Annotated in this window: 12 protein-coding genes; 4 read left to right on the top strand and 8 right to left on the bottom strand. The window is 39.1% G+C overall.

What is annotated here, in order from left to right; all coding sequences use genetic code 11:
• Positions 1-55 precede the first annotated feature (55 nt).
• From LLF28_06005 to tig, 5 genes are all read right to left on the bottom strand, one after another.
• Positions 56-1,588, bottom strand: coding sequence for a YifB family Mg chelatase-like AAA ATPase (locus tag LLF28_06005; protein MCE5194994.1), 1,533 nt, complete (start codon positions 1,586-1,588; stop codon positions 56-58).
• 92 nt (positions 1,589-1,680) lie between these two features.
• Positions 1,681-3,141 (bottom strand): DegQ family serine endoprotease, encoded by a 1,461-nt coding sequence (locus LLF28_06000; protein MCE5194993.1) that lies wholly within the window; start codon positions 3,139-3,141, stop codon positions 1,681-1,683.
• Between the two features lie 29 nt (positions 3,142-3,170).
• Positions 3,171-4,412 (bottom strand): ATP-dependent Clp protease ATP-binding subunit ClpX, encoded by a 1,242-nt coding sequence (clpX, locus tag LLF28_05995; protein MCE5194992.1) that lies wholly within the window; start codon positions 4,410-4,412, stop codon positions 3,171-3,173.
• Between the two features lie 97 nt (positions 4,413-4,509).
• Complete coding sequence (clpP, locus tag LLF28_05990) at positions 4,510-5,103, bottom strand: ATP-dependent Clp endopeptidase proteolytic subunit ClpP (GenBank protein MCE5194991.1); 594 nt, start codon at positions 5,101-5,103, stop codon at positions 4,510-4,512.
• The gene (gene tig / locus LLF28_05985; protein ID MCE5194990.1) at positions 5,099-6,361 is read right to left on the bottom strand and encodes a trigger factor; all 1,263 of its coding nucleotides are present in this window, start codon (positions 6,359-6,361) and stop codon (positions 5,099-5,101) included. Before tig ends, clpP begins: the two co-directional genes overlap by 5 nt.
• Before the next feature lie 155 nt (positions 6,362-6,516).
• On the opposite strand from tig, the gene polA reads away from it, so the two are divergent.
• The 4 genes from polA (at position 6,517) to LLF28_05965 (ending at position 13,033) form a co-directional block, all read left to right on the top strand.
• Positions 6,517-9,168 carry a DNA polymerase I gene (gene polA / locus LLF28_05980; GenBank protein ID MCE5194989.1) on the top strand — a complete coding sequence of 884 codons (2,652 nt, stop codon included), beginning with the start codon at positions 6,517-6,519 and terminating at the stop codon, positions 9,166-9,168.
• A gap of 71 nt (positions 9,169-9,239) precedes the next feature.
• Positions 9,240-9,800, top strand: coding sequence for a DUF4912 domain-containing protein (locus LLF28_05975; GenBank protein ID MCE5194988.1), 561 nt, complete (start codon positions 9,240-9,242; stop codon positions 9,798-9,800).
• Between the two features lie 54 nt (positions 9,801-9,854).
• Positions 9,855-11,945, top strand: a complete 2,091-nt coding sequence (locus LLF28_05970) for an acetate--CoA ligase family protein (protein MCE5194987.1) — start codon at positions 9,855-9,857, stop codon at positions 11,943-11,945.
• A 26-nt stretch (positions 11,946-11,971) separates the two neighbouring features.
• Entirely contained in the window at positions 11,972-13,033 is a 1,062-nt protein-coding gene (locus tag LLF28_05965) for a phosphotransacetylase family protein (protein MCE5194986.1), read from the top strand.
• Positions 13,034-13,036: 3 nt separating this feature from the next.
• Here the strand turns inward: LLF28_05965 and LLF28_05960 are convergent, their stop codons facing one another.
• From LLF28_05960 to LLF28_05950, 3 genes are all read right to left on the bottom strand, one after another.
• A complete protein-coding gene (locus LLF28_05960) occupies positions 13,037-13,441 on the bottom strand; it encodes a DUF192 domain-containing protein (GenBank protein ID MCE5194985.1) in 405 nt (134 codons plus the stop codon).
• A complete protein-coding gene (locus tag LLF28_05955) occupies positions 13,442-15,337 on the bottom strand; it encodes a GNAT family N-acetyltransferase (GenBank protein MCE5194984.1) in 1,896 nt (631 codons plus the stop codon). It abuts the gene before it with no gap.
• Between the two features lie 65 nt (positions 15,338-15,402).
• Positions 15,403-16,746 carry a thymidine phosphorylase gene (locus LLF28_05950; protein ID MCE5194983.1) on the bottom strand — a complete coding sequence of 448 codons (1,344 nt, stop codon included), beginning with the start codon at positions 16,744-16,746 and terminating at the stop codon, positions 15,403-15,405.

Here is a 16,746-nt window from a genome sequence, read left to right as displayed (position 1 = left end):
ATATCATGAAATCCTTCATGCGTCAACAAAATGCGAATTTTTTTTTTAAAAATTTTTAAAAAGCGCCTCTGTCGAGAGTTCTGTATTGTATTGCTTCTGATACATGCTGAGGCTGGATCATTTCAGACAACTCAAGATCAGCTATCGTTCTTGATACCTTGAGAATTCTGGTATAGGCTCTTGCAGAGAGTCCGAGTTTCTGCATAGCTGCTTCGAGCAGAGACTGCGCATCGGAAGTTAATCTGCAGTATTTTTTAATATGTCTTGTCTTCATCTGACCGTTAGAATAAATCTTGTCGGCTTTGAATCTCTCAAGCTGAATGTTTCTTGCTTTGATTACGCGTTCTCTTATGCTCTCTGATCTTTCTCCAGAATGCTCTGTTGAGAGTTCTTTGTAAGGAACAGCAGGAACCTCTATATGAATATCTATCCTGTCGAGCAAAGGACCTGAGACTTTTGTTCTGTAACGGTGGATCTGTCCTGTTGTGCATGTGCACTGATGCCGTGAATCCCCTAAATATCCGCAGGGACATGGGTTCATTGCGGCAACGAGCATAAAATTAGCGGGATAAGTTATGGATGCAACAGCGCGCGATACAGTGACATCACCGTTTTCCAGAGGCTGTCTTAAGACCTCAAGAACATTTCTCTTGAATTCGGGAAGTTCATCGAGGAACAAAACACCGTGATGCGCCAGACTTACTTCGCCGGGCTTGGGGATCTGTCCGCCGCCGATTAACGCAACATCAGAGATGGTGTGATGAGGAGAGCGGAAAGTTCTGACTGCAAGCAAGGGCTGGCCTGGTTTCAGAAGTCCTGCAACGCTGTATATTTTTGTTGTCTCTAGCGCTTCGTCAAATGTCATATCAGGAAGTATTGTCGGAAGTCTTTTTGAGAGCATTGTTTTTCCGGAACCCGGCGGACCTATCATCAGCACATTATGACCTCCGGACGCCGAGATCTCCAGAGCCCTTTTTGCGTGTTCCTGTCCTTTTACATCAGAAAAATCATCTTCATAAAGAGAATTTTCTTTTACTGCTCTATCGAGGTCTATGAGATATGAATTCTGCTTGGTGCTATCTCTCATAAATTCTATTACCTCGGGCAGGCTCTTGATCCCAAAAACAGAAATGTTTTTTACAACTGCGGCTTCGGGAGCGTTTTCCTCCGGAAGTATCAGGCCTTTTAATCCAAGCGTCTTTGCGGCAACAGCCATCGGGAGGGCTCCGCGCACAGGTTTTATTCTTCCGTCAAGAGAAAGTTCGCCTGTGAACATATAGCCGTTGATTAAACCCGGATCAACGACTCCTTCTGCTGTTATTATTCCTATTGCTATTGGAAGATCAAATGACGAGCCTTCTTTTTTAATATCCGCTGGCGCCAGATTTACGGTTATCTGTTTCAGCGGAAAATTGAATCCGATATTTTTTAATGCAGCCCTTACCCTATCGCGGCTTTCTTTTACTGCGGCGTCAGGAAGACCCACCATCGAGAAATGAGGAAGGCCTCTTGATGTTATGTCAACTTCTACATCGACAGGATACGCATTGATTCCCACAACTGCAGAGCTTAGTATCTTAGAGAGCATGGATAGATTATATTTTGAAAAAGACTGAATTGCAAGAAAATGAAAAGGAGAACAGCAGACAAACTGTTCCCCCTTGATTTATCTATCAGTAATTATTTTACAGATAAAGTCAGATATATTGCTGAACCTTCTCTGTAAATACGAAGCAGTATGTCCTGATTACCTTTAATCTTCGAAACAATTGTCTCATATTCTTTCATGTTTGTTACTCTCTTTTTGTTTATCTCAAGAATAACGTCGCCTCTTCCAAGTATTCCTTCAGAAATACTGTCATCTGCAAAGTCAACAATCACAACTCCACGCACTTTTCCCGGTATCTCCAGCTGTTGTCTTATCTCAGATGTAAGGTTCTGGACAATAACACCTTTAAGCAGGTTATCAAACTTGCCTGCAATTTTTTGTTCTGCTGGAAGTTCGCCGATTGTAATTGAAATAGTTTGAGTATTTCCATTTCTCAGAATCTTGAGCTTTACCTCTTTATTTGGAGGTGTTGCTGCAACCAGATTCCTGAGATTTACAGGATCAGTTATCTGCTTGCCGTCATATTCTATAATAACATCTCCATTCTGCAGTCCTGCTTTTTCAGCAGGGCTGTCTTCTGTTATACCGCCAACAAGCGCGCCTTTGTCGTCCTTAAGATTGAATTGTTTAGCGAGTTCAGGGGTTATCGGCTGGATGCTTACACCAAGCCATCCTCTTGTAACCTTTCCTGATTTAATCAGTGTCTCCATCACATTTTTTGCCATGTTGATAGGGATCGCAAACCCAATTCCCTGATAACCGCCTGATGTGCTGAATATTGCTGTATTGATTCCAATGAGTTCGCCTCTGATATTTACAAGCGCACCGCCTGAATTACCGGGATTAATGGCTGCATCTGTCTGAATGAAATCCTCGTAATCTGTAATTCCGACATTTGCCCTTCCTGTGGCGCTGATTATTCCGGAGGTGACAGTCTGGTTAAGACCAAATGGGTTTCCTATTGCTATAACAGTCTGCCCCACTTTTAATTTTTCAGAGTCGCCAAGTTTGAGCACAGGAAGATTATTGGCATCTATTTTTACAACGGCAATATCTGTTTTGGGATCTGCGCCTATAATCTTGCCCTTAAATTCTCTTTTGTCAGAAAGTCTTACCTTTATCTCATCAGCGCCCTGAACAACATGACTGTTTGTGAGTATATAGCCGTTTTTATCGACTATGACTCCGGAGCCGAGTCCGAATTCTTTTCGTTCCTTTGGTTTATTGGGCGCTCCGAATTCATCTCCAAAAAATCTTTTCAAAAATGGATCATCAAAGGGAAATGCAAGCTGTCTTTGTTTTATTGTTTTAGATGAAGAGATATTTACTACAGCTGGTTTTACCGCGGATGCGATCTCTGACATAGCCTGATCGATTTTTGACAACAAATCAATCGTATCTTTCGATATCATCTGTTCATCAGTATGAGCTGTTGAAAGCAGATTGAAGTTTGACGAGATCCCTATGCCGATTATGATTCCAACGGAAATGAAAATAGTGGAAATAATAAGCGTCTTTTTTCTCAGTTTCATAGATTACCTCCCAGATAAGATAATTCTATTTATGCAGACTCTGCCTGCTTTTCATAGATGAGAATAGGCTTCTCTTTTTTTGTTATAGTCTCTTCATTTATAAGACATTCTCTTATGGTTTTCTGTGAAGGAATTTCGTACATAACATCAAGCATTGTCTCTTCAAGAATTGCCCTGAGACCGCGAGCGCCTGATTTTCTGTGCATTGCTTTTTGCGCAATTGCCTTAAGAGCTCCATCTGTAAAACGAAGCCTTACATTATCGAATGAAAGCAGTTTCTGATACTGTTTTATCAGAGAGTTCTTAGGTTCTGTGAGAATCTTTATTAATGTTGGTTCATCAAGCACATCAAGAGTTGCAACAACAGGAAGCCTTCCTACAAATTCAGGTATCAAACCATATTTTATAAGGTCTTGAGGTTCAATATGGCTCAATGCATCATCAGATTTTTTAATTTTACTTGTTGTGAGTGATGCGCCGAACCCAACGGTTTTCTTGCCAAGTCTTTGCTTGATGATATCATCCAGACCTATGAATGCACCACCGCATATGAAAAGTATGTTTGTTGTGTTTACCTGGATAAATTCCTGCTGAGGATGTTTTCTTCCGCCCTGCGGAGGGATATTCGCAGTTGTGCCTTCTGTTATTTTAAGCAGAGCCTGCTGGACTCCCTCGCCGGATACATCCCTTGTTATCGAGGGATTTTCTGATTTTCTGCTTATCTTGTCGATCTCATCTATATAGACGATTCCCCTCTGTGCCTTTTCAATATCATAGTTTGCCGCCTGAATAAGCTTGAGAATTATATTCTCGACATCTTCTCCAACATAGCCGGCCTCTGTCAGAGTTGTTGCATCTGCGATCGTAAAAGGCACATCCAGAAGTTTCGCAAGTGTCTGCGCAAGAAGTGTTTTTCCTGTTCCTGTCGATCCTATGAGGAGTATATTGGATTTCTGAAGCTCGACATCTGATTTTTGATTAGAATAGATTCTCTTATAATGATTATGCACTGCAACAGAGAGAATTTTTTTTGCCTTTTCCTGTCCTATGACATAATCATCGAGAAAATGATAAATCTCTTTTGGCGTCGGCAGTTTTGGCATTGCTGAACCGTCTGGAACAAAAGCAAGCTCATCAGCCATTATTTCATTACAAAGCTCTACGCATTCATTACATATATAAACAGCAGGACCTGCAATGAGTTTTTTAACCTCTTTTTGCTCCTTGCCGCAGAATGAACATCTTAGAGCAGTTTCTTCTTTTTTTACCATCAATCCTCCGAATTTATAGATAGTTGGGAAGTTAAAAGTTAAGTTTCTAAAAGATAAAAATATTTAATTTATTTTTCATCTTCTAACTTAGAACTTCTCATTTGTTCTTAATAGTGTATATTACCTCATCAACAATACCGTATTCTTTTGCTTCATCTCCCGACATGAAAAAGTCTCTGTCAGTGTCTGTCTGTATTTTTTCCAATGGCTGTTCAGTATGCTTTGCGAGTATCTTATTCAGATTTTCTTTTATCTTGAGTATCTCCCTTGCGTGGATTTCAATGTCGGTTGCCTGTCCATGAAAACCGCCCATAGGCTGATGGATCATTACCCTTGAATGGGGAAGTGCAAATCTTTTGCCTTTTGTTCCAGCAGCCAGAAGCAGCGCACCCATACTTGCTGCCTGTCCTATGCAATAAGTCGCAATATCAGACTTCACATATTGCATTGTGTCATATATCGCAAGACCTGAGGAGACAGCGCCTCCTGGTGAATTTATATATATGTGTATATCTTTCTCCGGATCTTCTGACTGAAGGAAAAGAAGCTGTGCTATTACTGTATTGGCAACGATATCATCAATAGCTGTTCCTAAAAATATTATCCTGTCTTTCAGAAGCCTTGAATAAATATCATAGGCACGCTCTGATCTTCCTGTTTGTTCTATGACTATTGGTACCAGCACGTTAATCTCCTCTCTCTATAATAGCATTGGAAAGCACAAGGTCTAACACTTTCTGTCTGTACAGGGCGTTTCTTAGCCCCTCAATAGATCCCTCGCGATTTAGATATGTCCTGATAAGGTCATCAGGAGACATTGAGAGTTTCTCAGACATTTCTATTATTTGATTTTTCATTTCCTCTTCTGTAACATCAATATTTTCTTCGTCTCCAATTGTGGAAATAAGCATGAGCGCTTTAGCGTTTTTTGTGGCGATCGGCTTCAATTCTTCTTCAAGTTCCAGCTCATCTTTACTGTTTGTTTCTTCAGAAAACTTTTTTTCATGAGCCAGCGCATTTAGTTCTCTCCGCAATACTATCTCAGGGACCTCGAAATCATGAGACTCGACAAGTTTTGATAATAATTCGTTTTTTTGTATTATTTTAGTGTTATCTTTTTTTGCCAGCTCCAGCTGTTTTTTCAGCGCTTCACGGAGAGAAGAAAGGCTGTCATAGCCTGTATCTTTGGCAAAATCTTCATCTATTTTTGGCAGAATTTTTTTCTTTACGGTCTTGATAGTGTTTTTTGCTTGTACTTTTTTCCCGGCGAGCTCTTTCATGTGAAAATTAGCCGGCATAGTTACATCAACCTCTAATGTATCTCCTGCATTTTTCCCCTTGAGGCTTTCAGATATTTCTTTTATCAGACCTTTATGACCAGCCTGTACTGTCTGATCTTTTGCTGCTATTTTTTCATTTTCACTTTCTCCGTAGACGATCTCATAATCCAGCGTTACAAGATCTCCATCTTCGACAGCCTTGTCTGTAGGTTCATAAACAGCTCGTGTATCCTGAAGATGTTTTAATGCCGCATCTATATCTGATTCAGCTACATCTGAAGGAGTATCTTTTATTTTCAGTCCTTTGTAATTCAGATCAGCGATCTTAGGTCTGATCTCAACGGTGAGAGAGAAAAAAAGAGGATTATTCCTCTTAAAGTCAATAGCGCCATCAAAGGCGGGCTGTGAAACCGGCATGATGCCAGCTTCTTTCAATGACTTTTGATAGAATTCAGGAACTATTTTCTCTAAAGCTTCATCTTCAGCTTTTTTGCCGTAATACTTTTCGACAATGTTGAGCGGAGCCTTTCCAGGCCTGAACCCAGATATCGTTGCCTTCTGTTTAAAATTCTCTAAGCAGCCTTTAATTTTTTCTTCGATAGCATCAATTGGAATCTCTATCGTAAGCCTTTTCTTAGTCGGGCTTATATCTTCTACTGATTTTAACAAGAAAACCTCCTAATAGTTAATTCTGGTAAGTGTTTTACTCTAAAATAATATAGAAACTTTGTCAATTTAAGGTAGAATGTATGTACTTCGTGAAAAATCAAATGGTAAATGAATTTTTGAAAATATTTGAAGATCTTATGAAAAAATAACCTCCAATGAATCTCTATCTTATAGACGGTAATTCATATGTGTACAGGGCTTTTTTTGCAATAAGAGGGCTCACGAATTCAAAGGGCTTTCCAACGAATGCTATATATGGTTTTACAAACACACTGCTAAAGATAATACGCGAAAAAAAACCTGATGCGGTTGTTATCTCTTTTGACTCTGCTGCTCCAACTGAAAGGCACAAAATTTTTGAGGATTACAAGGCGCACAGACCTGAGACACCCAATGAGCTTGTACAGCAGAAACCTTACATAAGAGAGATAGTAAGGGCGTTCAATATCCCCATATTTGAGGTCCCGGGATATGAGGCGGATGATCTTTTAGGCACAATTGCAAAAAAGACAGCTGAACAAGGAATGGAAGTATTTATTGTAAGCGGCGACAAGGACATGCATCAGCTGGTTGATGACAGGATAAGGATATATGATCCTGTGAAAGACAGAATTCTGGATAAAGAATATGTAATGGAGAAGTTTGGGGTTCCTCCGGAAGTGGTTCCTGATGTTATGGCTTTAACAGGAGATGTATCTGACAATATTCCAGGCATAAAAGGAATTGGCGAAAAAACAGCAAAAGAACTATTTACAGATTTTAAAAGCCTGGAAGATCTTCTTAGTAATACAGAAAAAATTAAAAAAGACAGATTGAGAAAACTTGTTGAAGAAAATGCAGATATTGCAAGGCTCAGTCAGAAACTGGCAACAATAGACAAAGATGTTCCTGTTGATTTTGATGTTAATGAATTCAGCTTAAAAGAGCCTGACTGGAGTAAACTTTTTGTTTTGTTTAAGGAGTTTGAGTTCAGCTCTCTTTTGAAGCTCGTACCATCGGTTTCAACATCAGATAAGAATTATGAAACTTTACTTTCGACCGAAAAGCTGAATGAGATTATATCTGAAATTCAGAGAACACAAGAAGAGTTTGCATTTGATGTAGAGGCAACCGGAACAAGTCCAATGAAGGACACTTTAATTGGATTTTCAGTAAGCAATTCAAAAGAAACAGGATACTATATTCCTCTAAGGCATTCATATCCAGATGCTCCGAAACAGATAGATGCCAAGACTGCACTCGGTAAATTCGCTGTCCTTTTTGAGAACACGGATATTCCAAAGATAGGACACAATCTAAAATATGACATGATGATGTTAAAACAAGAAGGCATAAATACTCATGGCGCTCTTTACGATACAATGATAGCGTCATATCTTCTTAATCCAAACAAATCAAATCATAGCCTTAATGATGTTTCTTTCGAGAATCTTTCACGCAGGAAAAAGACTTTTAAAGAGGTTTTAGCAAAGAGAAACTCATTTGCAGAGGTTCCAATTGAAGAGGCAACAGCGTATTCAGCAGATGATTCAGTCCTTGCATATGAACTGAAAAATGTATTGTTCACTAAACTAAAAGAAGAAGGATTGGAGAATATTTACTTTGACATAGAAATGCCTCTTATATATGTGCTTGCTGATATGGAAGAAAGAGGCATAAAAGTTGACATTGATAAGCTAAGCGGCATATCCAAGGAACTGGAAAAAGAACTTGATTCTATCCAGAAAAGAATTTATTTTCTTGCCGGAGAGGAATTCAATATAAACTCGCCAAAACAGCTTGCAAAGGTTTTATTCGAAGGAATGGGGCTTAAGACAGGGAAGAAGACAAAGACGGGGTTTTCAACAGAGGTATCAGTTCTTGAAGAACTGGCTCAAACTCATGAGCTCCCCGGCGAGATACTCAGCTGGAGAAGTTTGACAAAATTAAAAACAACCTATGTTGATGCGCTTCCTGAACTTATAAACAATAAGACAGGCAGGATTCATACGTCTTTTAACCAGACTACTGCAGCAACAGGAAGACTCTCAACAAGCGATCCTAATCTTCAAAGCATTCCCATAAAAGGCGAGTGGGGAAAAAGGATCAGGCAGACATTCATTCCGGAAAAAGGATGTGTCTTGATATCAGCGGATTATTCACAGATAGAACTCAGAATATTAGCCCATCTTTCCCATGACAAAACCCTTATAGATGCCTTTGACAAAGGGATTGATGTTCATTCAAGGACAGCAGCAGAGATTTTCGGTGTTTCGGTGGATTCTGTTACTGATGTTATGAGACGGACTGCAAAGACAGTAAATTTTGGGGTTATATACGGGATCTCGCCTTTTGGCTTGTCAGAAGCGCTTTCCATACCAAGAGAAGAGGCTAAAAAATACATAGAAAAATACTTTGAAAAACATAAGGGCGTTAAAAAATATATAGAATCAGCTCTGATAGAAGTAAGAAAAAAAGGCTATACAAAAACATTTGCAGGCAGAAAAAGGCCTATCCCTGAATTGAAAAATTCAAATACTAACATACGCTCTCAGGGGGAAAGGTTTGCAATAAACTCGCCGATACAGGGCGCTGCTGCGGACATAATAAAAAGCGCAATGATAAATATCTGGAAACACTTGAAACAAGAGAAGTTTAGTACTAAAATTATACTTCAGGTACATGATGAGCTGTTACTTGAAGGACCGGAGTCGGAAGCAGAGGTAATGAAAAGTATTATCAAAGACAAGATGGAAGGCGTTGTTAAACTTGTTGTTCCCCTAAAAGTCGAGATAGGTTCAGGCAGAAACTGGTCGGAAGCGCACTAAACTCTTCCATGATATTATTAGTAGATTTTTTTAAAATCTGATACGATATGTTTAGTAAGGAGTGTGATATCATGAAAAAATCAAAGTCAGGGGTAAAGAAGACTACTAAGGCTGGTTCAAAAAAGAAATCATCCAAAAATGCAGTTAAGAAAAAAACAGTCGCCTCGAAGAAAAAACCGACTAAAAAAATAGCCAAAAAAGTCTTAACTAAACCTAAAACAAAACAAGAGAAGAAAACCAGAACTGTTGTTGCAAAAAAAGCAGTCACGCCAATATCAGAAGATAATAAAATCGTTTTAATGACTGTTGACCCGTGGAAACTCTTTGCTTACTGGGAACTCAAGCAGGAGATGCTCTTAAAGACAAAAGGCGTTTTTGTATTAAGAGTCTATGATATTACAGGAGTTAAATTCGACGGCAGGAATGCCAACATTGTATTTGATATTGCAATACATGAAAGAATAGGCAACAGCTATATAGGAGTTGGTCCCGGCAGGGCATTCATAGTTGATTTAGGTGTAATTTTACACGGTGGAGGTTTTTTAACAGCAGCAAGATCAAATAAGGCAACAACTCCTCCATTGAGTGTGAGTCCTGAAGAGATGGCAATCTTCTCGGTGGGATATTTTTAATGAGTTAAAATAAAAATTATAAACTCTTTTTTAATAAATCAAAAAATCTAAATTATGCTAGAGACCCTTTTTAATCCAAAGGCTATCGCTGTTATTGGAGCATCAAGGGATCCCCAAAAAGTTGGTCATGCTGTCCTTAAGAATCTTATAAGGTTTAACTACGCAGGAAGAATATTTCCTATAAATCCTTCTGCTGGAGAAATTGAGGGTATAAAAACATTTCCAAGTGTCTCTGCAATCCGGGAAAAGATTGACCTTGCGGTCGTAACTGTTCCTAGCCATTCAGTGCCTGATGTATTAAAAGATTGTGCAAAGGCCGATATAAACACAGTTGTTATTATCAGTTCAGGCTTCAAAGAGTCAGGAACTGAGGGAATGAAGCTTGAAAAGAAAATAAAAGAAATCAGCGCAGAACACGGGATACGAATGCTAGGTCCTAACTGCCTTGGTGTTATTAACACATTAAATAATATGAATGCTACGTTTTCAGCTGGGATGCTTCCAAGTGGACGGATCGCATTTTTCTCTCAGTCAGGTGCGCTTGGGATTGCAATACTTGACTGGGCGATCGGTAATAAAATCGGGTTTTCAAAGTTTATAAGTCTGGGCAACAAAACAGATCTAAATGAGACTGATTTCATCGAGTATTTTGTTAACGATTCTGAAACAGATGTCATTCTCGGATATATTGAGGATGTTATAGACGGGAAAAAATTTCTGGATACTGCAAAAAGAGCAGCAAAGGTAAAACCTATCATTCTCTTGAAATCCGGAGGAAGCGAGGCAGGTGCGCGAGCCGCTTCATCCCACACAGGTGCGCTTGCAGGGTCTGATAAGGCGTTTAATGCTGCATTCAAACAGTCAGGAATAATAAGAGCAGAAAGCCTCCAGGAACTTTTTGATTCTGCGATTGTTTTTTCTGCTGGAAAATTTCCAAAGGGAAACAGGTTATTGATCATCACTAATGCAGGAGGACCTGGAATTATTGCAGCAGATACAGCCGAAAGACTTGGCCTTAAGCTTACATATATGACAAAAGAGAGTATTGATCAGATTGTTAAACTGCTTCCTTCAAATGCATCGCTTTACAATCCCATAGATTTAATCGGTGATGCATCATCAGAGAGATACGATATTGTTCTTGAGAGGGCGGTAAAAGATTCAGAGGTTGACGGGATACTAGCAATCCTTACCCCACAGGCAATGATTAATGTAAAAGACACAGCAGAGATAATTATTAATAAAACAAAACAGACAGACAGGCCGATTATTACGTCATTTATGGGTGACATCAGTATTAGAGAGGGGGCAGAGAAACTGAAGGATAATTCTGTCCCTAATTTTTTATATCCTGAAGCTGCTGTAAATGCATACAAAGAACTATGCGATTATAGTGAGTGGAAAAATCTTGAAGAAGAGCATATGTACAAATCCACTATTAACCGTGATTACGTTAAGCAGCAGATAGACAGCATACTTAAAGAAGGCAGGTTTAAGGCTGGAGAAGAAGACGCAGTAAAAATTCTTGCTTCATACGGGTTTGTTTTTCCTGAAAGGGCGCTTGCAAGGACTTCGAAAGAGGCAGCTAACATTGCATCAAAAATAGGATTTCCTGTTGTGATGAAAATATCATCTCCTGACATACTTCATAAGACAGAAGTCGGCGGAGTTAAGCTGAATATAAATTCAAAGGAAGCAGCATCAGACACATTCACAGAACTTACCACGAATGCAAGCCGTCTTATGCACGATGCATACATAAAAGGCGTTATGATTTATAAGATGATAGAAAAGGGAAGGGAAGTAATACTTGGGATAACGTATGACAAGACTTTCGGTCATATGGTTATGTTCGGGCTTGGTGGGATTTATGTGGAAGTTTTGAAAGACATTTCCTTCAGGATATTGCCGATAACAAGAAGAGATGCATTATCAATGGTTAATGAGATAAAAACAGGTGTGCTTCTTAAAGGTGTTAGAGGAGAAAAGCCTGCTGATATGGATGCAATCATTGAGGGAATATTGAGACTTTCTGATATTGCTGCGGATTTTCCTGTTATACATGAGCTTGATATAAATCCGCTTGTTGTAATGGAAAAGGGTGCAGTAGCGCTTGATGCAAGAATAATCTTTGAGCACCCTTAAAAAAATATTATCAAGGGAGGGACTTTATGATTCCAATATTTATAGCATCAACACGGAGCTATTCAGGAAAAACATTTATTGCGCTCGGCATTGCACTTAAGCTTATGGAGCTCGGTTACAATGTCGGCTATATGAAACCTTTTGGCAGAGTGCCTGTAAAAAAAGAGAGTGCTTTGTTTGATGCCGACGCAGTGTTTATAAAAGAGGCATTATCATTGAACGAATCGTTCGAGGTCATCTCGCCTTTTGTGCTCGAGTATGAGACACAGAATCTAATCTTTGATAATAAAATAAAAAATATTAAACCCAGAATAATCAAGGCATTAAATTCAATGAAGAAGAAGGATTTTATTATCATAGGCGGAGGCGCTGATCTCTTTGACGGAGCTGTACTAAATATCGACGCATTGAGCATTGCGAAAGAAATAAAGGCGCGTGTCTTGATGGTCGAATCATGGATTGGAGATATGTCTGCGGACTCACTATTAGGAGCCGCAAGGCTTTTAAAAAAGGATTTCATGTGCGGAGTAATAAACAGGGTTCCTGTAAATTCTTTTGAGCATGTTGACAAAACTGTCAAGCCGTTCCTTGAGAAAAAAGGAGTAAATATATTCGGTGTGTTTGAAAAAGACAGCGTCCTCGAGTCGTTTACAACAAGACAACTTACTGAAATTTTGAATGGTAAAATTCTTTGCTGTGAAAATAGGCTTGATGAATTTATTGAAAACTTTCTGATTGGTGCAATGGATGTTGACAGCGCACTCAGATATTTCAGGAGAGTTCCTAACAAGGCTGTAATTACAGGGGCACACCGCTCTGACATACAGCTTGCTGCCATGGAAACATCAACAAAATGCATTATAATCACAGGCGGTCTTTATGCCAATGATGTTGTCATAGCTAAGGCTGAGGCAGAAGGCGTTCCAATAATCTCTGTTGCAGAAGACACTTTCACGGTGATTGACAGAATAGAGGCGATAATGGGAAAGACAAGAATAAGAGGGAAGCAGAAAATTCAGCGTGCAAAAGAACTGATAGACAAAAAATTTAATATTAATGCGTTTTTGGAAAACGCAGGAAAGGCATAAGCATTATTTGCGAGGATTCCTGACCAGTTCAACAACCTGATCAACATACTGGGGAGCTTCTTTAACAACAAGTCCTACATTATCTTCTTTGGGCAGAAAATCTCTTCCGACAATTTTACCTTTGTAAAGCCAGATTAGCTCTAAATCAAGATGTGTGTCTTTATTCCAGAACACAACCTTTTGCGGATGGCTTAAATAAAAAATCATTCCATCAGCTCCTTTGAGCGTTCGAATAGTTGAGAGTCCTTTAGTTTTTTCAGCTGTGGTGCGGGCAGTAAGCAGGGTATAGCGTTTGCCATCCAGCAGCATTGTGATTTTTTCCTGGCTCTCTGGAGATGAGGTGTTAGTTATAAACAAAAAAAATATTGCAGCAGTAATAATGAAAAAAGAAAACTTTCTTGTTCTCATTTATTCTCTAAAGGACATTCTCAGGTCGTAGACCCCTGCTTCTGTGTGTTTGTCAATAACAAAACCCATTTTCTCAAATAGATGAAGCATTGAGGTATTTTCCAAAAGCACCTCTGCAGTAAATCCATGCAGACCGCTTCTTTTTGCGAGGTATGTCAGATATGACAGAAGCTCCAGTCCTACTCCTTTGTTCTGATAATCATCGCGAACAACAAATGCAACGTCTGCTATGTGATTTGTATCGTCAATAATGTATTGCCCCATCCCGGCAATAATTTCCTTGTTGTTATCCTGTACGATTGCAAGAATTACCATTTCTTTTGTGTAATCAATGATCACAAATTTCTGGAGTCTCTCATGCGGCATATCTCTACGGGTAGATATAAATCTGCTGTACATGCAGTCCTGAGAAAGCGAATAGAAAAAACTTTTTAATGCATGTTCATCGGTGATCTTTACAGGACGCAGAAATATTTCAACTCCGGCCTTTGTGGTTCTTCTTGTTTCTATGGCTTCAGGATATTCTCCCCCCTGTCCTTTAATGAAATCCTGGTCTTTGTAGATTAAATTAAGTTCCTTTGCCTGTTCTACAAGCATTTGCCTGAATTTGGGATGTGCAATCGATATAAGATCCATTGCGCGTTCTCTTATATTTTTCCCGTGAAGATAAGCAATGCCGTACTCTGTTACTACATATTGGATATCACCCCTTGTTAATGTGACGCCTGCTCCTGATCTTAATGTTGGTACTATTTTTGATAATTCTCCGTTTTCCGCTGTAGACTGCATTGCGAGTATAGTCTTGCCCCCCTGTGAAAGTACTGCGCCGCGCATGAAATCTGCCTGTCCTCCTATGCCGCTGTAGAACATTGTGCCTAGAGATTCTGCGGTAGACTGTCCTGTCAGATCTATCTCCAGTGCGCTGTTGATTGCGGTCATGTTTCTGTGGCGCGCTATTACAAGAGGATTGTTTGTATAGTTTACAGGCCTGAACTCTATTGAAGGATTATCATGGAGATATTCATATGTTGCTTTTTTCCCCATACAAAATGATGCTACGGTCTTCCCTTTATTGAGTTCTTTTTTAGAATTATCAATTACACCTTGCTTCATAAGTTCAACAATTCCATCTGTTAATAATTCTGTATGTATGCCCAGATTTTTCTTGTTCTTAAGATGTCCCAGGATCGCATTTGGTATTGCTGCATATCCTACTTGAATTGTGTCTCCGTCTTCGATAAGACGAGATACATAAGTTCCGATTTTTTCAACAATATCATCAGGTGCCCCGAGTGAAAATTCCAGCAAAGGCTCGTTGTAAGGCACAATAAAATCAACCTTGTTTATATTTACGAAAGCCTCTCCATGCACACGCGGCATTGCAGGATTAATTTGGGCAATAACAAGAGCGGCAACATCAACGGCGGCTTTAACAATATCAACGCTTATTCCAAGGCTCAGGTATCCATGCTCATCAGGCATTGAGGTCTGTATAAGAGCTACATCAATAGGCACCATTTTTTTATAAAAAAGATCCGGCACCTGTGACAGGAAAATAGGCGTGTAATCTGCAACTCCTCTGTTTACTGCCTGCCTTGTGTTGTTCCCGATAAAAAAAGAGTTGTGTCTGAAATAATCTTTAAACTTGGGGTCAGCATATGGAGCAACTCCGAGTGTCCAGACATGCAATATTTCTGCGTCGTATAATGCCTTTGGATGTGACTGCACATATTTTATTAGTGCATTTACGAGATATTGCGGTTCACCGCACGCAGTACCTATAAATATTCTCTGCCCGGGATGAATATGGCTGAAAATCTTATCTTCTGATAAAAATTTAAAAGGATACTTTTGTCGAAGCTCAATAATTTTTTTCTCAATATCATTGGATGCCATATGAATGCTCCTTCTATTGAAAGTATATCAAATCTATGGCTAATTCGATATAACAAAGACATAATTCACAATATCACTTCGATAATTATTGATTTTTTTTCAGGTTTTAAGTCATTAATTTCTATACCTGAAAGAAACAGATCTGCCGCCTCTTTTAGAAGAATCTTATCATCATTATTATAGTAAAAAACTGCCGCAGGTTCATTCTTATCAATAAAGTCGCCGATTTTTTTGAGGAGGAGAATTCCCGCAGAATAATCAATCGGTTCTCCTTGTTTTTTTCTGCCTGCACCAAGGAGCATAGATGCTGTTCCGACCTTTTCAGCATCCATTTTTGTTATGTAGCCCATAATGCCTGGTTTTATTTCTCTTGTTTTGACTGCAGATGCTATCAATTCCGGATTTTCTATCACAGAAGGATCACCGTTTTGTGCTTTAATGAATTCAGAAAATTTTTTGAGAGCTGAGCCGTCTTCTATTAAACGTAATAATTTTTCACTGTATTTTTCCATTCTGTCACTGGAAGGCATTAATAAAGATTTTTTCTCTCTTACACAGTCGGCTAAATACAGCATCCACGATCCAAGTATCAAAATATTTTCTTTTATATCTTCTGACATAGTTCCTTTTAATGCTGTGATGCATTCTTTTATCTCAAGCCCATTGCCTACTGTATTTCCGAGAGGCTGACTCATATCAGTAATGATCGCTGCTGTCTTTACTCCAGCAGAATTTCCAACATCAACCATTGTTCTGGCAAGTTTTTTAGCATCATGAATATTTTTCATGAAAGCTCCTGAGCCGCACTTAACATCAAGAACAAGTCCGTTAATGCCTTCTGCGAGTTTCTTTGACATGATACTTGCTGCGATCAAAGGAATGGATTCAACAGTTGCTGTTACATCCCTCAGACCGTAAAGTTTTTTGTCAGCAGGCGCAATATCATCTGTCTGGCTGATTATCGAAAAACCAATATTTTTCAAAATCTTTATAAAATTTTCCACAGAGAGATTTGTTCTTAATTCAGGAATTGATTCGAGCTTGTCTATTGTGCCTCCTGTATGGCCGAGCCCTCTTCCTGCTATCATTGGTATTGTTATTCCGGAAGAAGCAACCAAAGGTGCGAGTATAAGGCTTATTTTATCGCCTACTCCTCCTGTAGAATGCTTATCGATCTTTGGCAAACTGATATCTGACAAATCCAGCTTTCTTCCTGAGTTAAGCATGTGTTCGGTTAATGCAGATGTCTCATTAACACTCATGCCATTGAAATACACTGCCATTAAAAACGAAGATATTTGGTAATCGGGTATTTTATTTGTGAGAAAGCCTGTGATAAGAAATTCTATATCTTCTCTCGTGAGTTCTTTATTGTCTCTTTTCTTTTTTATCAGGTCATATGCGCGCAT

The organism is Nitrospiraceae bacterium (assembly GCA_021373015.1).
Lineage (GTDB): Bacteria > Nitrospirota > Thermodesulfovibrionia > Thermodesulfovibrionales > UBA1546 > JAJFTJ01.
The sequence above is the reverse complement of the archived record's forward strand: the minus strand, read 5'-3'. Positions and strand labels throughout refer to the sequence as shown.